Source organism: Streptomyces sp. NBC_01255 (genome assembly GCF_036226445.1).
In the GTDB taxonomy this organism is placed as follows: domain Bacteria; phylum Actinomycetota; class Actinomycetes; order Streptomycetales; family Streptomycetaceae; genus Streptomyces.
In genome coordinates this window covers 4,882,213-4,906,021 of sequence record NZ_CP108474.1, presented here as the reverse complement: position 1 = coordinate 4,906,021, position 23,809 = coordinate 4,882,213, and the positions used below count along the sequence as shown (strand labels likewise).

Genomic DNA, 23,809 nt, shown 5'->3' with positions numbered 1-23,809 from the left:
GAATAACGTCTAAGGGCCTTGTCGTTCTCGCTGTTGCTCGGCGAGCTCGCGGGCGGAGGCGAGCCGGTACGGGACGTCGATGACCACGACGTTCTTCATGAACAGCAGCCGGGTCTTGAGCCGCAGCGCGCTCTGGTTGTGCAGGGGCTGCTCCCACCAGTGCCCCACCACGTACTCGGGGATGACCACCGAGACGACCGCGTCGGGCGTCCGCTCGGACGTCTCCCGGACGTGCCGCAGGATCGGCTGGACGAGCGAGCGGTACGGGGAGCTGAGCACCCGCAGCGGTACGTCGATCCCGTGGGCCTCCCAGGTCGCGCGGAGCACCTCCGCCTCCGCCGGGTCCTCGGCGACGGTGACGGCCGTGAGGGAGGCGGGCCGCAGGGTCTTCGCGTACGACAGGGCACGCAGGCTGGGCGCGTTGACCGAGGCCACGAGGACGAGGACGTGGTTCCCGGCGAGGGCGTGGGGCCGTTCGCCGGGAGCGACGGCGACCTCGGCGGCGACGGCGTCGTAGTGCCGCCGCACCCCCTTCATCCCGGCGAAGAGCACCGGCATCGCGATCACGACCAGCCAGGCGCCGTGCGTGAACTTGGTGATCAGGACGATGACGAGGACGACCGCGGTCAGACAGGCGCCGAAGGCGTTGATCGCGAGGCGCCTGTGGATCCCGCGGCGGTCGGCGGCCCCGGTGGGCGTGGCGAGTTCTCGCCGCCAGTGCTTGACCATCCCGGTCTGGGAAAGGGTGAAGGAGACGAAGACGCCGATGATGTAGAGCTGGATCAGCCGGGTCAGCTGCGCGTCGAAGGCGACGATGAGGGCGATCGCGGCGAGCGCGAGAAGGACGATGCCGTTGGAGTGGACGAGCCGGTCCCCGCGGTGGAAGAGCTGGCGGGGCGCGTAGCGGTCGCGGCCGAGCACCGAGGCGAGCATCGGGAAGCCGTTGAAGGCGGTGTTGGCCGCCAGGATCAGGACGCCCGCGGTGACGGCCTGGAGCGCGTAGAAGAGGACGTGCCAGTCGCCGAAGGTGGCCCGGCCGATCTGGGCGAGCGCCGTGGACATCGGGGTGCCGGGGGCGAGCCCGAGCTCGGTGGGGTCCTCGGCGACGTGGACCTCGTAGACCATGGCGAGCACGGTGATCCCGAAGAACATGGTCACCGAGAGCCCGCCCATGATCGCGAGCGTCATGGCCGCGTTGCGGCTCTTCGGCTTCGCGAAGGCCGGGACGCCGTTGCTGACGGCCTCGACACCGGTCAGCGCCGTGCACCCGGAGGCGAAGGCACGCAGGGCGAGGAAGACGAGCGCGATCCCCGAGTAGGCCGAGACCGCGTTGACGGGCAGGTCGGCGGACTCGGCGCGGATCGTCGAACCGGTCGCCATGCGCACGGCGGCGACGGCGAACATGACGTAGATGACGGCGATGAAGGCGTACGTGGGGATGGCGAACCACCGCCCCGACTCGCGCACCCCGCGCAGGTTCAGCCAGACCAGCACCACCACGAAGCCCACCGACATGGCCACGGCGTGCCCGTCGAGCGAGGGGACGGCCGAGGTGATCGCGGCGACCCCGGAGACGACGGAGACGGCGACGGTCATCACGTAGTCGATGAGCAGGGCGGAGGCGGCGGTGAGCGCGGCGGTCTGCCCCAGGTTCTCGGCGGAGACGACATAGGCCCCGCCGCCGCCCGGATAGGCGTAACAGGTCTGCCGGTAGGACGCGACGACGACCAGGAGCAGGATCACGATCCCGACCGCCGCGTACCAGGCCAGATGGAGCACGGCGAGGCCACCGAGGGCGAGGATCAGCAGGATCTCCTCGGTGGCGTAGGCGACCGAGGAGAGCGGGTCGCTGCAGAAGATCGGCAGGGCCACCCGCTTCGGCAGCAGGGTCTCACCGAGCCGTCCGCTGTCCAACGGACGTCCTACGAGCAGGCGTTTCGCCGCACTTCCAGCTCTCATAAGTGCTGAAGTTAGGACGAATGGTATGTAATGCGCGGAAGCCGCGCCCTGCGGAACCCCTCTACGAGGAAGGACGTCACGCGTGAGCGGAGTACGGAGCGGAGTAGGAAGCGGAGTACGGATGGCCGGCGAACCCATGCAGATCGGCGAGGTCGCCGCACGGACGGAACTGTCCCTGCGCACCATCCGCCAGTACGAGGACAACGGCCTGGTGGTGCCCTCCGCCGCCTCGCCCGGCGGATTCCCCCTCTACACGGACGCGGACGTCTCCCGGCTGATGGTGATCCGCCGGATGAAGCCCCTCGGCTTCACCCTCGACGAGACCCGCGAACTGCTCACGGCGGTGGACCGGCTGACCGAGGACCGTCCGGGCACGGACACGGAGCTCGACCCGGAGGACCGCACCGCGCTCGTGACCCGCGTCCGCCGCTACGAGCAGGCGGCCGCGGAGCGGGTCACCGAACTGCGGACCCAGCTGGCTCGCGCGGAGGAGTTCGCCACGTCCCTCCGCAGCCGCCTGTCCTCGACCCCGGCCTGACCCGGCCATACCTGGCCCGACCCGGCCTTACCCGGCCCGACCCGACCCGACCCGGAACCCTTACGCCGCCAGGGCTTCCGCCAGCTCACGGAAGAAGCGCGCGTAGGCGGCGGGGCTGGGCGGGGTCTCGGGGTTCCACGCGGCGAGGCGGGTGCCGGGCGGTGTCTCGTACGGCGGGACGGCGTGGAACCGGTTGTCGAAGAGGATCAGGTCGGGACGGAGCTCGGCGGCACGGCCCCAGTCGGCGGTGAGCCAGTTGGCGCCGGGCCCCGGACCGGGGTCGAGCAGCCGGACCCCGAGCGCCGCGAGCCGCGCCAGCTCGGGCCAGGCCTGCGGACGGGCCAGATGGACCTGGTCGGGGCCGGCCCCGGACAGCGCGAGCACAGTGAGCCCGGTCCGCCCCGCGACGCCCCGGAGGACTGCCTCGGCCTCCTCCACGCCCGCCGCCGGCTCCGCCGACGCCGCCGTGGACACCGCCGCCCCGGCCCGCAGCGAGGCGCCCAGCGCCCCGAACCGGTCGAGGATCGCCGGCAGGGTGAGCTCGTTGCCGACGGAGAGCGCGACGAGCGGCACCCCCAGCCGGTCGGCGACCGCCTCGTCCAGCGCGTACGGGCTCTTCCCGTCGTACGTCACGTCGACGATCAGATCCGGCCGCCACTCCCGCAGCAGCCCCTCGTCCAGGGCCCGGCCGGGACCGAGGTACGGGACCCCGGCCGCGTCGAGGCCACCCGCCTTGGCCGGGTCGGACACCGGGCCGTCGTGCCCGGAACCGTAGACGGCGACCGGCGTCACCCCCAGATCGAGCAGCGCCGCCCCGGCCCGTACATACGCGACGACCCGCTCCGGCACCCGGGCCGACACCGGCTCCGCACCCCTGTCGTCCGTGAATCCCCATGGCTGCGTTCCGGACATGCGGCTGCTCCCTCCCCGGCCGAGACTGCCTCCTGCGGCCACCTTGGAACGGTTCCCCGGCCCGCACAAGAGGGCCTGCGCCCCTCCGCGCACACCCCCGCCGCCTGCCGCCCCACCCGGGACTTTCGTCCCGGACCCCCCTGCCGAAAGTCCCCCGGCGTGGTGTTAACTGAACAGGTCGGGAGGAAGCAGTAGGAATCGCCAGCGCCTTCGTGCCCGCGCGCCACCTGCCGGGGCGCAGCGCGTACGGACGGCCCTCACGCCCTGGAGTGAGCCATGTCCTTGCCCGGCCAGTTCTCCGACCCCCGTGTCCTCACGCTCTTCGGCCTGCTCGCCGTCTCGACGGCGGTGTGGCTGACGCTGAGCCTGCGGTCCCGCGCCCGGGCACGCCGCGACCGGGCGGCGACAGGCCCGCTGGAGCGCGTCTGGCACCCGCAGGAGTCGGTCCAGCTGACACCCGCGGAGGAGCACGCCTTCGGCCAGGTCGTCTCCCGCCTCTCCTTCGGCTCCCCGGGCCGCCTGCGCTGAGCCCGGGGCCGCCCGAGCGCGCAGCCCCAGGTCGCACCAGGCCCCCTCCGGCCCCTCAAGGCCGCCTCAGACCGCCCAGGCGCGCGGGTCGCGACCCGTCACCGCGAGGAGCCGCTCGAACACCGTCGCCCCCTCGGGCAGGTCGACGCCCTCCCCGAAGACGTTCATCTTCCGGGCCATCGGCGCCATCCCCTCCACCTCCTCCACCAGCCCGGCCACCACGGCCGGATCCGGCTCGAAACCGCGCCCGGTGGCACGGGCCAGATCCCACACGTGCACGGTCAGATCGAGCAGGACCATCGACCCGACCGTCCGCGCGGGCAGCCCCATCGCCCCGACGATCCCCTCGTCCGCGCCCGGCGCGGACCAGGCGGCGACCAGCTTCCCGGTCTCCACCGAGAACCGCTCGCGCCAGCCGGCCTCCGCGAGCCGGTCCGGGGTCTCGGCGAAGTCGGCCGGCTCCTTGGCCGCGAGGGCCTGGAAGTTCACGACGACGGAGAAGAGGTGGTTCAGCAGGGCACGCACGTCGTACTCGGCGCAGGGCGTGGGCGCGCCGAGCGAGTCGTCGGTGGTGGCGCCGACCAGGGGGTCGGCGTGGGCGGCGGCGGTGCGGAGCAGATCACCGATGCGGGGCGGGGCCTCGTACGTCATGCGTCGACGCTAGGGGAACCTGCCCGCCCCGGTCTTGAAAAAACGCGCCGCCACAGACCCGCACCCCTGAAAGAAGCCCTGGGGAAGACCCCCGAACAACCGCCGGCACCGCCTAGCATCCGCAGCATGTCCGCCGCCTCAGCCTCAGCGCCACGCCGGGACACCCGGGGCATCGTCGACCCCGCCGAGCTGCTCACCCGCGTCCGCTTCCGCCGCCACCCCCCGGCGCCCGAGCTGCGGCCCTACCTGGAGCACTACTGGCTGATCGACTGGGAGCTGACGGAGCCGTACGCGACCCACGTCGTCCCGCACCCGTCCGTGAACGTCGTCTTCCAGCGGTACGGCCCGCTCGACGGCCCTCCGGACACGGCCGAGTCGTCCGCCGAGGTCTCCGGGATCGGGCTCGGCCTGTTCACACAGAAGCTGACCGGCCTGGGCCGGGTCTGCGGCGTGCAGTTCCGCCCCGGCGGCTTCCGCCCGTTCGCGCCCGCGTGGCCGGTCTCGACCTGGACGGGCCGCCGGATCCCCCTCACCAAGGTGTTCCCGACGAACGAAGCGGGAGGTACGGGCGAGGGCACCGACGCACTGTCCGCGGTCCTCTTCCCCGACGGCGACCACGCGCGCGTGGCGGCGCTCGACGCCTTCCTCCTCGCCCACGGCCCCACACCCGACCCGGCCGCCGAGCAGGCCATGGAGCTCGTGGACCTGATCCGCACGGACCGCGGGCTGCGCAGGGTGTCCCGGCTGGCCGCCGCGTCCGGCCTGTCGGCCCGATCCCTCCAGCGCCTCTTCGCCGCCTGCGTCGGCGTCGGACCGAAGTGGGTCATCCTGCGCTACCGCATCCACGAGGCCCTGGAGCGAGCGGAGTCCGCCGGGACGGCGGGCGCCCCCGACTGGGCCCTGCTCGCGGACGAGCTCGGCTACAGCGACCAGGCCCATCTCGTACGGGACTTCACGGCGACGATCGGGGTGCCGCCGACCGCGTACGCCCGCGCGGTGTCGGCGCCCTGACCTACCGTACGGACCATGGACGACGACACCTCTTCCGTACGGCTCGAAGCCTGGTCCGAAGAGGACGCGGGGCTGCTGCGCGCGCTCAACGCACCGGAGCTGATGGAGCACCTCGGCGGTCCGGCGACGGAGGAGCAGCTCGTCGGCCGCCACCGGCGGTACGTGGCGCTGAGCGCCGACGACACGGGCGCGGGGCGGATGTTCCGGATCCGGCTGCTGCCGGAGGACGTGGTGGTGGGCAGCATCGGCTTCTGGGCACAGACCTGGGACGGCGAGCCGGTGTACGAGACGGGCTGGACCGTCCTGCCGGGCTTCCAGGGCAAGGGCGTCGCGACGGCCGCCACGCGCGCGGTGGCGGCGGAAGCCCGGGCCGCGGGCCTCCACCGGCACCTGCACGCCTTCCCGTCGGCGGACAACACCGCGTCGAACGCGGTGTGCCGGAAGGCGGGTTTCGAGCTGCGCGGGGAGCGCACCTTCGAGTACCCGCCGGGCCGCCCGATGCGCTGCAACGACTGGCGGCTCGACCTGGGCTTCGCTCCCGGCTAGGAGGCGTCTTCCGGCCCGGTGAGCAGCCGGGTGAAGTGGAAGGCGACGATGTCGAAGCGCTCGCGCAGGTAGAAGCGGTGGGCTCCGGTGCGGTGGGTGCCGGAGTCGAGGTTGAGCTCGTGGCAGCCGGCCGCGCGCGCGTGGCCCTCCAGGTGGGCGATGAGCGCGTGGCCGACGCCGGTGGAGCGGTCGGCGGCGGCGGTCACCAGGTCGTCGACGTAGAGCTTGCGCAGGGAGCTGGTGTTGTTGATGATCCGCCAGCCGGCCGCGCCGACGCAGCGCCCGGCGTCGCTGTAGGCGGCGCTGAACCGCAGCCCCTGGGGATGCCCCGCCTCGTACACCTCGCGGAACAGCTCCGGGGTGAGGTGGGGGCGGAGTTCGGAGAGGACCGGCAGGAGGTCGCTCTCCAGCCGGGGATCGCCCGGCTCGAGGTCGATGATCTTCATACGGGGACGGTACCCCAGGGTTTTTCAGGGTTGACGGACGAGGCAAGCCCACGGATATTTATCTGCGTAACGCAGACTCTTCGCAACACAGCAAACCGCCTCGACCTCCCACCGAACCGAAGGGACACCCTCATGACCGTTCTCGTCACCGGCAGCCGCGGCCGCGGCGCCTCCACCCTGATCGGCCTGCTCGACGCCGCGGGCATCAAGGTCACAGCCGCCTCCAAGAACCCCGCCGACCTCTCCCCACCCCACGGAGTCGACACGGTGCGCTGCGATCTCACCGATCCGACCACCTTCGACGCCGCCCTGACCGGCACCGACGCCGTGTTCCTGTACGCCGAGGCCGCACACGCCGGGACATTCGCCGACCGGGCCCGGGCCGCCGGCGTCGAGCACATCGTGCTCCTCTCCTCCAGCTCCGCCCTCGCCCCGGACGCCGCGGGAAACGCGATCGCCACCTCCCACCTGGCCGCGGAGCACGCCCTGTCCACCGCCGCGGACACCGGAGCCTTCGAGGCCACATACCTCCGGCCCGGCGCCTTCGCCTCCAACGCCCTGCAGTGGTCACGGGCACTCCGGACCGGACACGCACCGGCCCTGCCCTATCCGCACGCGCACGGGGATCCGATCCATGAGCGCGACATCGCCGAGGCCGCCCTCGCGGTACCCACCGACCACGCCGCCGCCTTCCGCCCCTGACCGGCCCCCGCCCCCCGGAAGACGAATCCCCTGGCCCCCTCCCACCCCCCGATGCCATCCTGTCCCCGTGAACGGACCGGAGATCCACATCAGATTCGCCCCCGGCCTGCGGCTCTTCGTCTCGGCGGAGCGACGCTCGGGACACACCCCCGTGACCACCGACGGCGCCTCCTCACTCGGCCACGTGGTGGAGTCGCTCGGCGTACCGCTCACCGAAGCGGGCCGGCTCCTCGTCGACGGCCGCCCCGTGGACACGTCACACGTCCCGGTAGCGGGCGAGACGATCGACGTGGAGGACGTCGCCCGCCCCCAGCCGGTGCCGGGCGCACCACTCCGGTTCCTGCTCGACGTACACCTCGGCACCCTGGCCCGCCGACTGCGCCTGCTCGGCGTCGACGCGGCATACGAGAGCGAGGACATCGGCGACCCCGCACTGGCCGCACTCTCCGCCCGGGAGCAGCGGGTCATGCTCACACGCGACCGCGGCCTGCTGCGCCGCCGGGAGCTGTGGGCAGGCGCCTACGTGTACAGCGACCGACCGGAGGACCAGCTCCGCGACGTCCTGGAGCGGTTCGCACCACCACTGACCCCCTGGACCCGCTGCACGGCATGCAACGGCCGGCTGTCCGACGCCGACAAGGACGCGGTCCGCGAGCGCCTGGAGCAGGGCACGGAGAAGACCTACGACGTCTTCGCGGAGTGCGTGGAGTGCGGCCGGGTCTACTGGCGCGGCGCCCACCACGCCCGCCTGGAGGCCATCGTCTCCGAAGCGGTCCGAGAGTTCGGCGGCGCTGCGGCCCGCTAGGGCCACGCCCCGGTCAGCCGAGCTCGCCGCCGCGCAGCCGCTCGATCTGCACGGCGCTGACCTCGACGGTGCGCCGCATATGGGCGATGAGCAGGGCGACCTCGGCATCGCTGTAGACGTCGAACATCGTGCCCCAGGTCCCGTTGAGCTTCCGCCACAGAGCGGCGAGCTCGGCCATCCGCCCGGGCACCAGCGACACCAGGACCCGGCGCCGGTCCTCGGCGTCCCGCTCGCGCGTCACGTACCCGGCCCGCTCCAGCCGATCGACGAGCCGGGTCGCGGAGCCCGTGGTGAGCCCGGTCAGCTCGGCCACCCGCCCGGTGGTCACCGGCCGCTCCTCCAGACTGAGCAGGTTCAGGCACTGCACATCGGTCGGGTGGAGCCGCAGATGATCGGCGACGGCCTGATTGAACAGGGCGTAGGAGGCCATGTAGCGACGGGCCTCCCCGTACAGCTCGGCCATCAGCGCCTCGCGCCGGTCGGAACTCTTCTGCGGCATGCAGAAATTGTACGAACCAGACACCGGCCCCGCCGACCCGCGCATCAGAAGACGTACGGATCCCCGGTGGCCAGCACCAGAACCCGATGCCGGTCGTTCGCCGGATTCCCGTCACCGGCCCCGTCCCGCCAAGCCGTGGTGATCTCCACCGTCAGCTCGTCCGGAAGGCCCGCCGTCCGCAGGTCGAGCGCCAGCTCGCCGACGGCCCCCGCCGCCAGAAGCTCACCCGTCCGGCAGGACACCACACGGTCACTGCTCCACAGACAGGCCGTCGGCAGCTCCTGGCCCCCCGACATCGGCTCGGAGAAGGCGAGCCGGACCGTCGCCTGGGAGAGATCGGAAGGCCCGTGGTTCTCACTGACCAACCACACACCGACCCGCCCGTCCCACAGGGAGACATGCCCGTGATGGGCAAGATCCGCCTCGGCCCCCACGGCACCGGCACTCCCACCCGCACCCATCACCACGGAGACCGCGAGCACGACCCCGAGCACAGACTTCCGCATTCCACGCATAAGCACAAAATACCCACATACGACCGCATCCCTTGACACCCCATCAGCCAGCGTGTCCCTAGCCCATGGCACCCTGCCCCCATGCTGATCGCCCGCTCCGCCGCCCTCTTCGCCGTCGCCGCCCTCTTCGAGATCGGCGGCGCCTGGCTCGTCTGGCAAGGCGTACGGGAACACCGCGGCTGGATCTGGATCGGCGCCGGCGTCCTCGCCCTCGGCATCTACGGCTTCGTCGCAACCCTCCAGCCCGACGCCGAATTCGGCCGCATCCTCGCCGCCTACGGCGGCGTGTTCGTCGCGGGCTCACTCCTCTGGGGCATGATCGCCGACGGCTACCGCCCCGACCGCTGGGACGTCACCGGCGCACTCGTCTGCCTCGCCGGCATGGCCCTGATCATGTACGCCCCCCGCGGCCGCTGAACCACGCCCCCGCCTATCCTGACCGGGCGATCCACGGAATCGACCACCTGCGCGAGGAGCACTCCATGACCGCCCCCGGTACCCCCATCGCCGTCATCACCGGAGCGAGCAGCGGAATCGGCGCCGCCACGGCCAAGCAGCTCGCCGCCGCCGGCTACCGCGTAGTGCTCACCGCCCGACGCAAGGACCGCATCGAAGCCCTCGCCGCCGAGATCAACGACGCCGGCCACCAGGCCACCGCCTACGCCCTCGACGTCACCGACCGCGCCGCCGTCGACGAGTTCGCCACCGCCTTCCGCGCCCTCGCCGTCCTCGTCAACAACGCCGGCGGCGCCCTCGGCGCCGACTCCGTCGCGATCGCCGACCCCGACGACTGGCGCCGGATGTACGAGGTCAACGTCCTCGGCACCCTCCACATGACCCAGGCCCTGCTCCCGGCCCTCACCGCCAGCGGCGACGGCACGGTCGTCGTCCTCTCCTCCACCGCGGGCCACTCCACCTACGAGGGCGGCGCCGGCTACGTCGCCGCCAAGAACGGCGCCCGCGTCCTCGCCGAGACCCTCCGCCTGGAGATCGTCGGCACCCCGGTCCGCGTCATCGAGATCGCCCCCGGCATGGTCAAGACCGACGAGTTCGCCACGACCCGCTTCCGCGGCGACACCGACAAGGCCGCCAAGGTCTACGCGGGCGTGGCCGAACCCCTCACCGCGGACGACGTCGCCGACACCATCACCTGGGCCTGCACCCGCCCCCCGCACGTCAACATCGACCTCCTGGTAGTCCGCCCCCGCGCCCAGGCCTCCAACACCAAGGTCCACCGCGAGCTGTAACCACGATCGAGTGAACCCACCCGATCACCGGGACGACGCCCGAAGACCCGACCTAACGTCGAAGACAACTCCATACAGAACGGCCCTCGACCGGGACTGCAATCCCAGCCGAGGGCCTCACCACCAGGAAGACGCAACTTCCCATGGCTGAACAGGACCCTAGCGTGCCCGCGCTCTTCGACATGAGCGCCCTCACGCCCACCACCCCGCCGCACTTCATGGACCTCAAAGACCCCAGCTACGCCTACATGTTCGGCTTCCTCCAGGCCGACGGGCACCTTTCCCGGGGGACGGGCCAGAAGGGCAGGCTGACCGCCGAGATCAACGCGCGGGACATCCATATCCTCCACGAGTTCCAGCGCCTGACCCCGTACTACAGCTCCATCACGGAACGGGTCCGCACCACCAACTTCGCCGCGCAGCACCACTCAGCCACATGGTCGCTGTGCGCACTCGAGGCCAGGACCATCGTCAACGAGCTCGGAATCCCCTACGGCAAGAAGTCGCGGATCATCCGGCCACCCCGCGTCAAGTTCTCCCGACCGGACTATCTCCGCGGCGTCATCGATGCCGACGGTTCGCTCGGCTGGACCGCCGAAGGCATCCCGTTCCTCTCGTTCACGTCGGCCAGCACGGCTGTTGCCGCATACCTGTGCCACTACACGAAGAAGATCACGGGCGCCGAGCGCATCGCCCGCCGCAACACTCGCGACCAGGTCTACGTCATCACCTACTACAAAGAGCAGGCGCAACAGCTCGCCGCGCACCTCTACTACCGCGACTGCCTAGCCCTGGACCACAAAAAGGCCAACGCGACCTCGATCCAAAGCTGGGTGCGTCCAGCAGATATGAAGTTCGCACCACCCCGTAGGCGCTGGACCGAGACGGACGACCGCGAACTCCTACGACACAACGACCCCGCCGCCGCAGCCATCGCGCTCGATCGAACCGAGCAGAGCTGCTCCATGCGCCTCTGGCGCCTCCGCACCGGACAGACGCCAGCACCTGCCCAGTAGCCCGAGACGGGGACCAAAAAACGGGGTGCCGCAGGTGCGGCACCCCGTTCCTGTTCGCTCTCAGCCCTTCACGCAGACGACCTGCTTCAGCTGCGCGACCACCTCGACCAGGTCCCGCTGCTGCTCCATCACGCGCTCGATCGGCTTGTACGCGCCCGGGATCTCGTCCACGACGCCGGAGTCCTTACGGCACTCCACGCCCCGAGTCTGCTCCTCCAGGTCCCGCGTCGAGAAGCGCCGCTTCGCCTCGCTCCTGCTCATCCGGCGGCCCGCACCGTGCGAGGCCGAGTTGAAGGCAGCCTTGTTGCCGAGCCCCTTCACGATGAACGAGCTGGTGCCCATGGAGCCCGGGATGATCCCGAACTCCCCGGATCCGGCCCGGATCGCACCCTTCCGCGTGACCAGCAGATCCATCCCCTCGTATCGCTCCTCCGCCACGTAGTTGTGATGGCAGGAGATCACCGGTTCGAAGGTCACCTTCGCCTTGCGGAATTCCCGACGAAGCACCTCCTGGAAGAGCGCCATCATGACCGCCCGGTTGTACTTCGCGTACTCCTGAGCCCAGTGCAGATCGTTGCGATAGGCCGCCATCTGCGGGGTGTCAGCGACGAAGACCGCGAGATCCCTGTCCACCAAGCCGCGGTTGTGCGGCAGCTTCTGCGCCTCGCCGATGTGATACTCGGCAAGCTCCTTGCCGATGTTGCGCGATCCGGAGTGCAGAACGAGCCAAACTTCACCCTGCATATCTATGCAGACCTCTGCATAGTGATTCCCCCCGCCGAGTGTTCCCATCTGCTGCTCCGCCCGCCCCCGGCGGAACTTCACCGGATCGGCGACCGTGTCGAACCGCGACCAGAAGTCCCCCCACCCCGCCGTAGGGAACTGGTACAGCCGCCCCGGGTCCACCGCCTCCCGGTGCAGCCCACGGCCCACCGGGATCGCCTGCTCGATCTTCGACCGGAGCCGTGACAGATCGCCCGGCAGGTCGTTCGCCGTCAGCGAGGACTTGACCGCCGACATCCCGCAGCCGATGTCCACACCGACCGCCGCCGGACACACCGCCCCCTGCATCGCGATCACCGAACCGACCGTGGCGCCCTTGCCGAAGTGCACGTCCGGCATCACGGCCAGGCCCTTGATCCACGGCAGCGTCGCCGTGTTCCGCAGCTGCTGCATGGCGCCGTCGTCCACCGTGGAAGGATCGGTCCACATCCGGATGGGTACGTTCGCCCCCGGTACCTCTACGTACGACATACTTCCTCAATTCCCCCGAAAAGTCTGATAACGCAAAAACCGGAGCCAAAGCCCGTACAGGTGACAGCGGACCGGCATCAACAGCTGCGTGTGCGATAGACATTGTGTCCACCGGCCGGGTTCGCGCGGCAAACAGTTTTCGGGAAAGACTTCGGGAGAAGGGAGCCTGGGACCGTGCAGCGAAAGAGGTACGCCCCCGGCCGCACCGGGTCCACGGCGCGTACCGCCGCCATCCTCACCAGCGTCCTCGGACTGGGCCTCGGGCTCGGCCTCACCGGATGCTCGGCCGGCCCCACGACCGACGACATCGCCGTCGACGCCAAGGCCGGCCCCGTCACGCCCGTCGCACCTCCCGGCCGCTACCGGACGCTCTTCGAGCCCTGCGGTGCCGTCCCGCAGGCCACGCTCAAGGACCTGCTCCCGGGCGCCGCCGCACTGTCCGACCCCGACCGCGCCAAGGCGTACCGCGGCGTCGCGGCCGTCACGTACGACACCGACCGGCGCGTCGGTTGCACGTGGAAGGCCGACAGTCCCGAGACCTCCCACCGGCTCGTTCTCGACATCGAGCGGGTCGTGTCGTACGACTCCGCCGTCAGCGACGACGCCCGGGCGCAGGAGGTGTACCTCCGCAAGCAACTCGCGGCGGGCATCCCGGTACCTCCCACGACCCCGCCCACGCCCACCGGCACGCCCACCGGCACGGCCACGGGCACGGCTCCGGCCACGGGCACCGCCTCCGGTACGGCGGATCCTCAGGCGACCGGTTCCACCGACCCCAAGAGCGCCACGACCACCACGAGCCCCACGGCGCCGACGAGCAAGACCCCGCCCACCGACGGCCCGACGTCGGGAGCCCCCTCCACGGGAACGCCCTCCACCGGCCCCACGCCCACCTCCACCTCCACCGGCCTGGAGTCCCGCGTCCTCGACGGCCTCGGCGACATCGCGTACCTCGACGACGCGCTGAGCGCCGTCGGCGCGAGCGGACATCAGCGTGTCGTCAGCGTGGTGTTCCGCACATCCAACGTCATCGTGACGGTCTCCTACCGGGAGCAGAGCACCGGTTCCGCGGAGGCCCCCGACAGCAAGGAACTGCAGGACAAGGCCCGGAATCTGGCCCGGATGCTCGCCGAGCGCCTGGAGGAGTAGCCGTTCGCGGACGATCCGTGAGCGGGCGGCGACCACGTAACGTGTCGGCGTACCCGTGGCCGACAAGCGACTGAAGGAACCATGCAGCGATCAGCCCCGCGACTCCCCCGCATACTCGCCTGCGCAGCCGTCCCGGTGATGCTTGTCGTCGCCGGCTGCTCCTCGGACTCGGGTGGCAGCGGTGACTCCGGCAAGAAGGGGGCGCAGGACAAGGCGTCCGCGTCGGCCTCGGCCACGCCCACTGCCTCGCCGACGCCGACGGTCGAGCCGGCGAAGTTCGCGAAGCTGCCCGAGGTCTGCAAGGCGATCTCGGCGAAGACGACTGCGTCCCTGGTGCCGAAGGCGAAGAGCAAGAAGGGCACGCCGGCCGCCTCCAGTGACCTGGCGAGCCGTGGTGGCTGTTCGTGGAACGGTCTCGACGACAACGGTGTGGACGGCTCGCAGTACCGCTGGCTGGACGTGTCGTTCTACCGGTACGAGTCGGACGTGTCGCTCGGCAGCGGTGAGGAGCGCGCGGTGGAGAACCTGACGAAGGAGCTCGCCAAGATCCAGGAGACGCCGGGCGCGAAGAAGCTTCGCACCACGGCGGCCTCGGGGATCGGCGAGGAGGCGAAGTCGGTCGCGTACAAGCTGCGCAAGACGGACGAGGACTTCGTCTACGCCTCGGTCGTGGCGCGTACGGGCAACGTGCTGGTCCTGCTGTCGTACAACGGCGCCGGTTACGCGGGCGCCGACGCGCCCTCCGACAAGAAGATCATGGATGGTGCCGTGAAGGCCGCCAAGGAGGCTGTGGCCGCCGTCGCGGCAGCCAACAAGTAGCCGACACGTAGCCAACAAGTAGTCACAAACCAACGCAGACGGAGACACCCGCGCGGAGCCCGTCCCTCCCCCGAGGGCCGGGCTCCGCGCGCATGTGCCAGTCTGTGCGCGCGAGATGTCGTTTGACGGGAGGGGATCGCGGGTGGCCGCGATGCAGCTGACACGCACACACCGAATACTCATCGGCCTCGTCATCGCCGGTGCGTTGATCATCGCGGGGATCGGTTTCGCGGGTTCGTACGCCGCGGTCCGCGAGCTCGCGGTGGACAAGGGCTTCGGGACCTTCTCCTACTTCTTCCCGATCGGTATCGACGCGGGCATCTGTGTCCTGCTGGCTCTGGATCTGCTGCTGACCTGGCTGCGGATTCCGTTTCCGCTGTTGCGTCAGACCGCCTGGATCCTGACGGCGGCGACGATCGCCTTCAACGGTGCGGCCGCTTGGCCGGATCCGCTGGGCGTCGGTATGCACGCGGTGATCCCGATTCTGTTCGTCGTGTCCGTGGAGGCCGCGCGTCACGCGGTCGGCCGGATCGCGGACATCACGGCCGACAAGCACATGGAGGGCGTGCGGCTGACGCGCTGGCTGCTCTCTCCGGTGCCGACGTTCCGGCTGTGGCGGCGGATGAAGCTGTGGGAGCTCCGCTCGTACGAGCAGGTGATCAAGTTGGAGCAGGAGCGGTTGATCTATCAGGCGCGGCTCCAGGCTCGTTACGGTCGTAGCTGGCGGCGCAAGGCGCCGGTTGAGGCGCTGATGCCGCTGCGGCTGGCGCGGTACGGGGTGCCGTTGGCGGAGACGGCGGCGGCGGGCCTCGCGGCGGCGGGCATCGAGCCGGCTGTCCTCCCGCCGCAGGCGCAGGCGGTGCACGGGATGCAGCCGGTGGCGGCGGTCCAGGCGGCCCCCGCGCTTCAGCCGCAGCAGCCGCAGCAGCTGCCGCAGGCGCCCCAGCAGCCTCAGCAGCACCCACAGGTGGGCCAGCAGGGCCGGCAGGGGCAGCAGGGCCAGGCAGAAGCCTCGAACCACGACAGCCCGTGGTTCCAGGCTCCGCATCTCCCGTCCGAGGCGATCGAGACGGCGTACGACCCGCAGTACGTCGACGGTCTGGCTCCCACTCCGGTGGCCGTGCCGCTCGGTCCGGAGGACGTTCCGATCCCGGACCCGCGCCATGAGCAGGGCCCCGAGGCGTTCGAGCCGTACCCGGAGTACGTGGAGGAGCCGGAGCCTCGGGTCGGTGACTTCGAGGAGACGGTCTACAAGATCACGTGGTCGTATGTCCACGAGCACAAGCAGTTCCCCGGCGATGGTGAGCTGCAGCAGTTGGTGGCCGCTCACTACGGCGTTCCGGAGTTCCCCGACACGGATCTGTTGCACCAGTTGACCCCGGTGATTCAGCAGCGCATCCAGCAGGAGATGGCCGACTTCGACACGGCCTGATGGCCACGAGGCCATGCAGAAGGGCCGCCGCCCGGACTCCGAGCGGCGGCCCTTTCACATGCTCAGCTGCTCACTCACCACTCGCCACTCACGCGCCGAGCAGCTTCCGCACCCGGTCCGCCCCGACCGCGAGGAGCAGCGTGGGCAGGCGCGGCCCGGTCTCGCGGCTGACGAGGAGCTTGTAGAGCAGGGCGAAGAAGGCGCGCTGGGCGAGCTTCAGCTCGGGTGTGGGCTTGGCTTCGGGGTCGAGGCCGGCCAGGACCTTCGGGACGCCGTAGACGAGCGTGGTGAGCCCGTCGAGCGACCAGTGGCTGTCGAGGCCTTCCAGGAGGAGTCGCAGGGACTCGCGGCCCTCGTCGTCGAGGGTGCCGAGGAGCTCGGTGTCGGGCTCGTCGCGGACGATGGTGCGCTGGTCGGCGGGGACCTGGTTGGTGATCCAGTTCTCGGCGCGGTCGAGTCGCGGCCGGACCTCGTCGAGGGAGGTGACCGGGTTCTCGGGGTCGAGTTCGGTGAGGATGCGCAGGGTCTGCTCGTCGTGGCCGGCGGTGATGTCCATGACCGAGGCGAGGGTGCGGTACGGGAGGGGGCGCGGCGTGCGGGGGAGCTCGCCGGCGGCGGTGCGGGCCGCGCGGGTGTGGGCGGCGGCGTCGGCGGGGAGGACGGTGCCGTCGGCGACCTTGGCCTCCAGCTTGTCCCACTCGTCGTAGAGCCGCTGGATCTCCTGGTCGAAGGCGATCTTGAAGGACTGGTTGGGCTTGCGGCGGGCGTAGAGCCAGCGCAGCAGCGGTGCTTCCATGATCTTCAGTGCGTCGGCCGCGGTGGGGACGCCGCCGCGCGAGGAGGACATCTTGGCCATGCCGCTGATGCCGACGAAGGCGTACATGGGGCCGATGGGCTGGACGCCGTCGAAGATCTCGCGGACGATCTGGCCGCCGACGACGAAGGACGAGCCGGGCGAGGAGTGGTCGACGCCGGAGGGCTCGAAGATGACGCCTTCGTAGGCCCAGCGCATGGGCCAGTCGACCTTCCAGACCAGCTTGCCGCGGTTGAACTCGCTGAGCTTGACGGTTTCGGCGAAGCCGCAGTTCGTGCAGGTGTAGGCGAGTTCGGTCGTCTCGTCGTCGTACGAGGTGACGGTTGTGAGGTCCTTCTCGCACTGCTCGCAGAAGGGCTTGTACGGGAAGTAGCCGGACGTGCCGCCGGAGCCGTCGTCCTCGGCGGCGGCGCCGGAGCCTTCCTCGGCCTCCAGCTCGGCTTCGTCGAGGGGCTTCTGCGACTGCTTCTTCGGGGCCTTCTTCGTCCGGTACTGGTCGAGGATGGCGTCGATGTCGCCGCGGTGCTTCATGGCGTGCAGGATCTGCTCGCGGTAGGCGCCGGTGGTGTACTGCTCGGTCTGGCTGATCGGGTCGTATTCGACGCCGAGCTCGGCGAGGGCCTCGACCATGGCGGCCTTGAAGTGCTCGGCCCAGTTGGGGTGGGGCGAGCCGGCGGGGGCCGGGACTGAGGTGAGGGGCTTGCCGATGTGCTCGGCCCAGGACGCGTCGATGCCCTCGATGCCGTTGGGCACCTTGCGGTAGCGGTCGTAGTCGTCCCAGGAGATGAGGTGGCGGACCTGGTGCCCGCGGCGGCGGATCTCGTCGGCGACGAGGTGCGGGGTCATGACCTCGCGGAGGTTGCCGAGGTGGATGGGGCCGGACGGGGAGAGGCCGGAGGCGACGACGACCGGTTTGCCAGGCGCACGTCGCTCCGATTCGGCGATGACCTCGTCCGCGAAACGGGAGACCCAGTCGGTCTCGGTGCTGCTCTGAGCCACGGTCGGTACGTCCTTCTTCCTGAGGGGTCCTGCTGGATGGCCTCGCTGCGGTACAGCCCTGCGTGAGCCATTCTCCCAGACGGAAGCGCGCACTCGGAGGTTGTCCACAGGCGGAGAAAACACGTTGCTCTCCCATGGGACACTTGACAAGCGAAATAGACCTGACGAACTCAACAGGAACGGAAGCTCATGGCCTCGGTCCCTTCCCTCGCTTCGACCGTGCAGCAGCGCCTCGCGGACGGACTCTCGGCAGCTCTGCCGGAGGCCGCGTCCGTCGACCCGCTGCTGCGACGAAGCGACCGGGCCGACTTCCAGGCCAACGGCATCCTGGCGCTGGCCAAGCAGCTCAAGGGCAATCCGCGTGAGCTGGCGACGAAGGTCGTCGACGCGATCCCGGCGAACGACGTCCTGAAGGAGATCGAGGTCTCGGGCCCCGGTTTCCTGAACATCACGGTGACGGACTCGGCGATCATCGACACGCTCGCGGCCCGTGCCGCCGACGCGCGGCTCGGCGTGCCGTTCAACGAGTCGGCGGGCACGACGGTGATCGACTACGCCCAGCCGAACGTGGCGAAGGAGATGCACGTCGGGCATCTGCGGTCCGCCGTGATCGGCGCCGCGATGGTGGAGATCCTGGAGTTCACGGGCGAGACGGTGGTCCGGCGGCACCACATCGGCGACTGGGGCACCCAGTTCGGCATGCTCATCCAGTACCTGATCGAGCACCCGCACGAGCTGGACCACAAGGTCGAGGGTGCCGATGTCTCCGGTGAGGAGGCCATGTCGAATCTGAACCGGCTCTACAAGGCCTCGCGTGCGCTCTTCGACTCCGACGAGGAGTTCAAGACGCGGGCGCGTGCCCGGGTGGTCGACCTGCAGGCGGGTGACCCGGAGACGCTGGCCATGTGGCAGCGGTTCGTCGACGAGTCGAAGATCTACTTCTACTCGGTCTTCGAGAAGCTCGACATGGACATCAACGATCCGGACATCGTTGGCGAGTCCGGTTACAACGACATGCTGCACGAGACGTGCCGCCTGCTGGAGGAGTCGGGCGTCGCCGTCCGCTCCGAGGGCGCGCTGTGTGTGTTCTTCGACGACGTGAAGGGTCCGGACGGCAACCCGACGCCGCTGATCGTCCAGAAGTCCGACGGTGGCTTCGGCTATGCGGCGACGGACCTGTCGGCGATCCGCGACCGGGTGGGGAACCTGAAGGCGACGTCCCTGGTGTACGTGGTGGATGCCCGTCAGTCGCTGCACTTCAAGATGGTCTTCGAGACGGCCCGTCGGGCTGGCTGGCTGAATGACGGTGTGAAGGCCGTCCAGCTGGCGTTCGGCACGGTCCTGGGCAAGGACGGCAAGCCGTTCAAGACCCGTGAGGGCGAGACGGTCCGGCTGGTGGACCTGCTGGACGAGGCGATCGACCGGGCGTCGGCCGTGGTCCGTGAGAAGGCTCAGGACCTCACGGAGGCGGAGATCGCCGACCGGGGTGCGCAGGTGGGCATCGGCGCGGTGAAGTACGCGGACCTGTCGACGTCGGCGGCGCGTGACTACAAGTTCGACCTGGACCAGATGGTGTCGCTGAACGGCGACACGTCGGTGTACCTGCAGTACGCGTACGCCCGTATCCAGTCGATTCTGCGCAAGGCGGGCGATGCCAGGCCGGCGGCGCACGCGGAGCTGGCCCTGGCGCCCTCCGAGCGGGCTCTCGGGCTGCACCTGGACGCCTTCGGCGAGCTGATCGCCGAGACGGCCGCGGAGTACGCTCCGCACAAGCTCGCGTCGTATCTGTACCAGCTGGCCTCGCACTACACGACGTTCTACTCGGAGTGCCCGGTCCTGAAGGCCGACACCCCCGAGCAGGTCGAGAACCGTCTTTTCCTCTGCGACCTGACCGCCCGGACGCTCCACCAGGGCATGGCGCTGCTGGGCATCCGGACGCCTGAGCGCCTCTGACGCTCCGAGTGCTCCTGGCGGCTCGGAGCCGTAGCTGAGCGAAGCCCCCGGCACGGGAACACCGTGGCGGGGGCTTCGTCGTCATCGGATGGAGTGGGAGGTCCTGCCCGAGACCTCGTCGATCTCCGTGTGGGCTTTCTGGAGCAGCTGTGAGGCGAGGTCCATGAGCGCGCGGGCGCCCGCGATCTCCTCGCCGACGCGCAGCTGGTCAGGATCGGAGGGGTGTCGATTGGCCGTGCCGTGGGCCCGGAACTCGGTGCCGTCCGTGAGCCGGACCATGGCCGCCGCCCGCGTCCGGTCGCCCTCCTCCTTGAATTCCATCTCCACGTGCCATCCGACAAGCGTGTGCATCATGAGGACCACCTCCAGCGAGGTACCTGTCGGGTACCTCTCCAGAGTGCGCCGCCCGGTGCCGCCACACCACTCGCCCCGTTGATGCTCCTATTGATCGTCAAGCGCTCTGCGGACGAGGTGGAGGGTAGGTTCGCTCTATGTCACTGATTCCCGACGATGAAGTCCGCAGCCGCGACGAACTGGTCTCCTTTGTTCGAGGACTGCATGAGGACTATCTCCGAAGGGGAGACGAGTGGGAGAACCAGACCCTCGATCGATTCCTTGAGGCCCTTGCGGCATGGATGCATGACTCGCCGGGCTGGTATCAGAACGTGGGTCAAGAGCTCCCCGAAGGCGGGAACTGGGCTTTCCTGGCGAAAGCGCTTCAGGCCGCCACTGGCTATGAGTGAACCTCCGCGTCAGAGGGTCAAGCTGCGATGAGCCAGTCGCGGTAGGCGCCTGCGAGGTAGTCGTCGCGGCGGGTGCCGCGTTCGACGCAGGAGATGACGGCGGGCCAGACGCCGAAGTGCTCGGCCACGGTGGTGAGGGTGATGTTCTTGGACCGCCGCAGAGGTCGTAGGTCGGCGATGTCGGGGACGGTGACCGTGGTGGTGAGGTAGCGGAACACCTCGCGGGCGATGGCCCGCTTGAGGAGACGGATGATCTCCTTCTTCGTCCGGCCGGCCGCGGTCTGCCGTGCCACGTATTCGCGTGTGCGCCGGTCGCTGGCCATGCGGACGAGGGATATGCGGTAGAGGGCCGCGTTGGCGGCCCGGTCACCGCCTCGGGAGAGGCGGTGACGGCTGGTCTTGCCACTGGAGGCCGGCACGGGTGCGACGCCGCATAGAGCGGCGAAGGACGCCTCGGTGCGGAGGCGGTCGGGGTTGCCGCCGGCGGTGATCAGGAGCTGGGCCGCGGTGTCGGGACCGACGCCGTAGGCAGCTCGCAGGCCCGGATTGTGGGTGCTGACCACGCCGTCGAGTGCGGCTGTGAGCTCGTCGTGCTCGCCGGTGAGGGCCTGGACCCGCCTGGCCAGGCTCTTCAGGGCGGTCAGGACGGCAGTATGGACCGCGTCCCCGTGGGGTCGCTGGCGGGCGAGGGTGTCGATCAGCACCTTGCCGCGTAGGGCCCGGTAGCGGTCGCGGATAGCGTCGGGGGCACTGACCAGGATGTGACCGATCTGGTTGATGGCGGCGGTGCGGGCTTTGACCGTGGACCGGGCGGCGTTGTGGAGGGCACGTATGCCGGTGACGGCGTCGTCCTTGGGCGCGCTGGACGCGCGTCCGGACAGTGCGGCGCGGGCGGCGGCGTAGGCGTCGATGGGGTCGGACTTGCCGTTGCGGCGGCGTTCGGCGCGGTCGGGGCGGTTGACCTCGACCACGGTCAAACCGGTGGCCCGGGCCGCGCGGGTGAAGCCGGTTCCGTAGGACGCGGTGCCTTCCACGCCGATCGCGATCACGTCCCCATGGGCGCCCAGGAACGCGAGGGCCGCGGTGTATCCGGCCGTGGTGGTGGGGAACTCGGCGTCGGCAACGTGACCGCCGTTGTCGGTGACGACCGCGACGTGGATGGTGTCGGCATGAGAATCCACGCCGCCGAACACCCACTGCTGATCCATGTCCACCGTGCCCGCTGACGTCATGCTGGGGGTGCCTTCCTAGCCGGAGGTGACACCGGCCAGGTGGCGCAGACAGGACATTGATGGGGCTTCTGACCAAGCTCCTATCAGGTCATGTTCCACCTGGCCGGAGCCATGAAGAACGGGTCCCGGCGGCCGGACGGTACAACGCGAAGACAGCCCAGCAGGGCGTCAGTCAGTGGGAGAGCCACGGCCCCCGGAACCCGCTACGAGTATCAATGTCAGTGGTGCCCCGTACGTTCTCCGCATGGCGATGATCCCGAACCAGCTGCCCCGGCTCGCAGCCGATCCGACCGGCCGTTCCCTCGGCCTCGACCTGCCGCCCGGCGCCCTCACCGGCCCGGTGGACGCCCCGTATATCTGGTCGGGACACGGCGCGGCGGGCCCGTCCGCCTGGAGCGCGCTGCGCCCGGCGGCCCGCACGGCGGGACTGCTGCCGGTGCTGCTGGGCGGTGACTGGAGCCTGGACCGGTGGGAGCTGATGCCGGAGCGAATGAGCGACCCGGCCGACCACGAGGCCGACGGGGTCCTCGCCGGGTTCTGGGACGCGAACGCGTCCGACGAGATACCCGGAAGCGTCGGCTGGCCGGGCCTGGCCCCGGCGCAGCCGTGCGACGCGGACCCCGACGGGACGGCGGCCGCCGTCGCCGAGATGCTGACGGAGCCGGGGTTCTGGCTGGAGGACGCCCGGCCGGCCCTCGTCCCGGCACGGCGCAGCGCGGACATACCGGCGGTGATCGGTTGGACCGGGCCGCTGAACCACGAGAACGACGTGGCCCGCCTGTGTGCGGTCCTGCGGTCCTGGGAGGACCGTTTCGGGGCCCGTGTCGTCGCGCTCACCTTCGACCAGCTGGTGGTCTCGGTCGCGGCCCCGCCCGGGACGCTGGAGGAGGCCGAGGCGCTGGCGGCGGAGCACTTCGCGTTCTGCCCGGACAACGTGAACCAGGGCGACCACGGTGGCCTGCGCGCATACGCCCGGACGGGGCTGCTGGACAGCCCCGTCTGGACGTTCTGGTGGGACTAGCCTTGGCTAACCCCGCCCGACGGCCAGCTTCTGCGCCACCTCGGTCGCCCAGTAGGTCAGGATCATCTGGGCGCCGGCGCGCCGGATGCCGGTGAGGGTCTCGAGGATCGCCCGGTCGCGGTCGATCCAGCCCTTCTCGGCGGCGGCTTCGACCATCGCGTACTCGCCGCTGATCTGGTACGCGGCGACGGGCACGTCCACGGCGGCGGCGACCTTCGCGAGCACGTCGAGATACGGCCCCGCCGGCTTCACCATCACCATGTCCGCGCCCTCCTCCAGGTCGAGGGCGAGCTCGCGCATCGACTCGCGGAGGTTGGCGGGGTCCTGCTGGTAGGTCTTGCGGTCGCCGTCGAGGGAGGAGCCGACGGCCTCGCGGAAGGGGCCGTAGAAGGCGGAGGAGTACTTCGCGGTGTACGCGAGGATCGACACGTCCTCTTTGCCGATGGTGTCCAGGGCGTCCCTGACGACCCCGACCTGCCCGTCCATCATCCCGGAGGGTCCGACGACGTGGACGCCGGCGTCGGCCTGGACCTGCGCCATCTCGGCGTAACGTTCCAGCGTGGCGTCGTTGTCGACGCGGCCGTCGGTGTCGAGGACGCCGCAGTGCCCGTGGTCGGTGTACTCGTCGAGGCAGAGGTCCGACATGATCACCAGGTCGTCGCCGACCTCGGCGCGCACGTCACGGATGGCGACCTGAAGAATCCCGTCGGGATCGGTCCCTGCCGTACCGGCGGCGTCTTTCTTGGCGTCCTCGGGGACGCCGAAGAGCATGATTCCGGAGACGCCGGCCTCCGTCGCCTCGACCGCGGCCTTCCGCAGGGTGTCGCGCGTGTGCTGCACGACGCCGGGCATGGCGGCGATCGGCACGGGCTCGGTGATCCCCTCGCGCACGAACGCGGGAAGGATCAGATCGGCCGGCTGCAACCGCGTCTCGGCCACCATGCGCCGCATGGCAGGCGTCGTCCGCAGCCGTCGCGGCCGCGCCCCGGGAAAGGATCCGTACGAGTTCATACGCCCG

26 protein-coding genes are annotated in these 23,809 nt (G+C 70.3%); 15 read left to right on the top strand and 11 right to left on the bottom strand.

Annotated elements, in window-relative coordinates; all coding sequences use genetic code 11:
• Positions 1-9: 9 nt before the first annotated feature.
• Positions 10-1,959, bottom strand: coding sequence for an APC family permease (locus OG357_RS22090; protein ID WP_329622785.1), 1,950 nt, complete (start codon positions 1,957-1,959; stop codon positions 10-12).
• A 121-nt stretch (positions 1,960-2,080) separates the two neighbouring features.
• On the opposite strand from OG357_RS22090, the gene OG357_RS22085 reads away from it, so the two are divergent.
• Complete coding sequence (locus OG357_RS22085; RefSeq protein ID WP_329622784.1) at positions 2,081-2,497, top strand: MerR family transcriptional regulator; 417 nt, start codon at positions 2,081-2,083, stop codon at positions 2,495-2,497.
• Between the two features lie 60 nt (positions 2,498-2,557).
• Here the strand turns inward: OG357_RS22085 and OG357_RS22080 are convergent, their stop codons facing one another.
• Positions 2,558-3,409, bottom strand: coding sequence for an ABC transporter substrate-binding protein (locus OG357_RS22080; RefSeq protein WP_329622783.1), 852 nt, complete (start codon positions 3,407-3,409; stop codon positions 2,558-2,560).
• 276 nt (positions 3,410-3,685) lie between these two features.
• Here OG357_RS22080 and OG357_RS22075 point away from each other — a divergent pair, with 276 nt between their 5' ends.
• Positions 3,686-3,937: a hypothetical protein gene (locus OG357_RS22075; RefSeq protein WP_329622782.1), complete on the top strand. Its 252-nt coding sequence runs from the start codon at positions 3,686-3,688 to the stop codon at positions 3,935-3,937.
• Positions 3,938-4,003: 66 nt separating this feature from the next.
• Here OG357_RS22075 and OG357_RS22070 read toward each other — a convergent pair whose 3' ends face one another.
• Entirely contained in the window at positions 4,004-4,588 is a 585-nt protein-coding gene (locus OG357_RS22070) for a TIGR03086 family metal-binding protein (RefSeq protein ID WP_329622781.1), read from the bottom strand.
• 126 nt (positions 4,589-4,714) lie between these two features.
• On the opposite strand from OG357_RS22070, the gene OG357_RS22065 reads away from it, so the two are divergent.
• Both OG357_RS22065 and OG357_RS22060 read left to right on the top strand, forming a co-directional pair.
• Complete coding sequence (locus OG357_RS22065; protein ID WP_329622780.1) at positions 4,715-5,599, top strand: helix-turn-helix domain-containing protein; 885 nt, start codon at positions 4,715-4,717, stop codon at positions 5,597-5,599.
• Between the two features lie 15 nt (positions 5,600-5,614).
• Positions 5,615-6,145 (top strand): GNAT family N-acetyltransferase, encoded by a 531-nt coding sequence (locus OG357_RS22060; protein WP_329622779.1) that lies wholly within the window; start codon positions 5,615-5,617, stop codon positions 6,143-6,145.
• Here the strand turns inward: OG357_RS22060 and OG357_RS22055 are convergent.
• A complete protein-coding gene (locus OG357_RS22055) occupies positions 6,142-6,591 on the bottom strand; it encodes a GNAT family N-acetyltransferase (RefSeq protein ID WP_329622778.1) in 450 nt (149 codons plus the stop codon). The genes OG357_RS22060 and OG357_RS22055 overlap by 4 nt on opposite strands.
• A 132-nt stretch (positions 6,592-6,723) precedes the next feature.
• Between OG357_RS22055 and OG357_RS22050 the strand changes: the two genes are divergently transcribed.
• Together OG357_RS22050 and OG357_RS22045 are read left to right on the top strand one after the other, a co-directional pair.
• The gene (locus tag OG357_RS22050) at positions 6,724-7,293 is read left to right on the top strand and encodes an SDR family oxidoreductase (RefSeq protein WP_329622777.1); all 570 of its coding nucleotides are present in this window, start codon (positions 6,724-6,726) and stop codon (positions 7,291-7,293) included.
• A gap of 67 nt (positions 7,294-7,360) precedes the next feature.
• Positions 7,361-8,098 carry a Mut7-C RNAse domain-containing protein gene (locus OG357_RS22045; protein ID WP_329622776.1) on the top strand — a complete coding sequence of 246 codons (738 nt, stop codon included), beginning with the start codon at positions 7,361-7,363 and terminating at the stop codon, positions 8,096-8,098.
• 13 nt (positions 8,099-8,111) lie between these two features.
• Here OG357_RS22045 and OG357_RS22040 read toward each other — a convergent pair whose 3' ends face one another.
• Entirely contained in the window at positions 8,112-8,597 is a 486-nt protein-coding gene (locus tag OG357_RS22040) for a MarR family winged helix-turn-helix transcriptional regulator (RefSeq protein WP_329622775.1), read from the bottom strand.
• Positions 8,598-8,641: 44 nt separating this feature from the next.
• Positions 8,642-9,103 (bottom strand): hypothetical protein, encoded by a 462-nt coding sequence (locus tag OG357_RS22035; protein ID WP_329622774.1) that lies wholly within the window; start codon positions 9,101-9,103, stop codon positions 8,642-8,644.
• 90 nt (positions 9,104-9,193) lie between these two features.
• On the opposite strand from OG357_RS22035, the gene OG357_RS22030 reads away from it, so the two are divergent.
• From OG357_RS22030 to OG357_RS22020, 3 genes are all read left to right on the top strand, one after another.
• On the top strand, positions 9,194-9,529 hold the full coding sequence (locus OG357_RS22030) for a YnfA family protein (RefSeq protein WP_329622773.1): 336 nt from the start codon (positions 9,194-9,196) through the stop codon (positions 9,527-9,529).
• Between the two features lie 65 nt (positions 9,530-9,594).
• Positions 9,595-10,359: an SDR family NAD(P)-dependent oxidoreductase gene (locus OG357_RS22025; protein WP_329622772.1), complete on the top strand. Its 765-nt coding sequence runs from the start codon at positions 9,595-9,597 to the stop codon at positions 10,357-10,359.
• Between the two features lie 143 nt (positions 10,360-10,502).
• The gene (locus OG357_RS22020; protein WP_329622771.1) at positions 10,503-11,375 is read left to right on the top strand and encodes a hypothetical protein; all 873 of its coding nucleotides are present in this window, start codon (positions 10,503-10,505) and stop codon (positions 11,373-11,375) included.
• A 60-nt stretch (positions 11,376-11,435) separates the two neighbouring features.
• On the opposite strand, the gene OG357_RS22015 is transcribed toward OG357_RS22020, so the two are convergent.
• The gene (locus tag OG357_RS22015) at positions 11,436-12,629 is read right to left on the bottom strand and encodes an RtcB family protein (protein ID WP_329622770.1); all 1,194 of its coding nucleotides are present in this window, start codon (positions 12,627-12,629) and stop codon (positions 11,436-11,438) included.
• Positions 12,630-12,803: 174 nt separating this feature from the next.
• Between OG357_RS22015 and OG357_RS22010 the strand changes: the two genes are divergently transcribed.
• The 3 genes from OG357_RS22010 to OG357_RS22000 all read left to right on the top strand — a co-directional run bounded on the left by OG357_RS22010 (position 12,804) and on the right by OG357_RS22000 (position 16,029).
• Positions 12,804-13,778: a DUF3558 domain-containing protein gene (locus OG357_RS22010; protein WP_329622769.1), complete on the top strand. Its 975-nt coding sequence runs from the start codon at positions 12,804-12,806 to the stop codon at positions 13,776-13,778.
• 81 nt (positions 13,779-13,859) lie between these two features.
• Positions 13,860-14,597 (top strand): DUF3558 family protein, encoded by a 738-nt coding sequence (locus OG357_RS22005; protein ID WP_329622768.1) that lies wholly within the window; start codon positions 13,860-13,862, stop codon positions 14,595-14,597.
• 142 nt (positions 14,598-14,739) lie between these two features.
• Entirely contained in the window at positions 14,740-16,029 is a 1,290-nt protein-coding gene (locus tag OG357_RS22000) for a DUF2637 domain-containing protein (RefSeq protein WP_329622767.1), read from the top strand.
• 88 nt (positions 16,030-16,117) lie between these two features.
• Here the strand turns inward: OG357_RS22000 and lysS are convergent, their stop codons facing one another.
• Complete coding sequence (lysS, locus tag OG357_RS21995) at positions 16,118-18,016, bottom strand: lysine--tRNA ligase (RefSeq protein WP_443066711.1); 1,899 nt, start codon at positions 18,014-18,016, stop codon at positions 16,118-16,120.
• A gap of 15 nt (positions 18,017-18,031) precedes the next feature.
• On the opposite strand from lysS, the gene argS reads away from it, so the two are divergent.
• On the top strand, positions 18,032-19,795 hold the full coding sequence (argS, locus tag OG357_RS21990; RefSeq protein ID WP_329622765.1) for an arginine--tRNA ligase: 1,764 nt from the start codon (positions 18,032-18,034) through the stop codon (positions 19,793-19,795).
• Between the two features lie 81 nt (positions 19,796-19,876).
• Here the strand turns inward: argS and OG357_RS21985 are convergent, their stop codons facing one another.
• Positions 19,877-20,146, bottom strand: a complete 270-nt coding sequence (locus tag OG357_RS21985) for a DUF1876 domain-containing protein (protein ID WP_329625654.1) — start codon at positions 20,144-20,146, stop codon at positions 19,877-19,879.
• 140 nt (positions 20,147-20,286) lie between these two features.
• On the opposite strand from OG357_RS21985, the gene OG357_RS21980 reads away from it, so the two are divergent.
• On the top strand, positions 20,287-20,538 hold the full coding sequence (locus tag OG357_RS21980) for a DUF7660 family protein (protein ID WP_329619722.1): 252 nt from the start codon (positions 20,287-20,289) through the stop codon (positions 20,536-20,538).
• A 17-nt stretch (positions 20,539-20,555) separates the two neighbouring features.
• On the opposite strand, the gene OG357_RS21975 is transcribed toward OG357_RS21980, so the two are convergent.
• The gene (locus OG357_RS21975) at positions 20,556-21,770 is read right to left on the bottom strand and encodes an IS110 family transposase (protein WP_329619721.1); all 1,215 of its coding nucleotides are present in this window, start codon (positions 21,768-21,770) and stop codon (positions 20,556-20,558) included.
• A 244-nt stretch (positions 21,771-22,014) separates the two neighbouring features.
• Between OG357_RS21975 and OG357_RS21970 the strand changes: the two genes are divergently transcribed.
• Entirely contained in the window at positions 22,015-22,791 is a 777-nt protein-coding gene (locus OG357_RS21970; protein ID WP_329622764.1) for a DUF4253 domain-containing protein, read from the top strand.
• A 6-nt stretch (positions 22,792-22,797) separates the two neighbouring features.
• On the opposite strand, the gene hemB is transcribed toward OG357_RS21970, so the two are convergent.
• The gene (gene hemB, locus OG357_RS21965; RefSeq protein WP_329622763.1) at positions 22,798-23,802 is read right to left on the bottom strand and encodes a porphobilinogen synthase; all 1,005 of its coding nucleotides are present in this window, start codon (positions 23,800-23,802) and stop codon (positions 22,798-22,800) included.
• Positions 23,803-23,809: the final 7 nt, after the last annotated feature.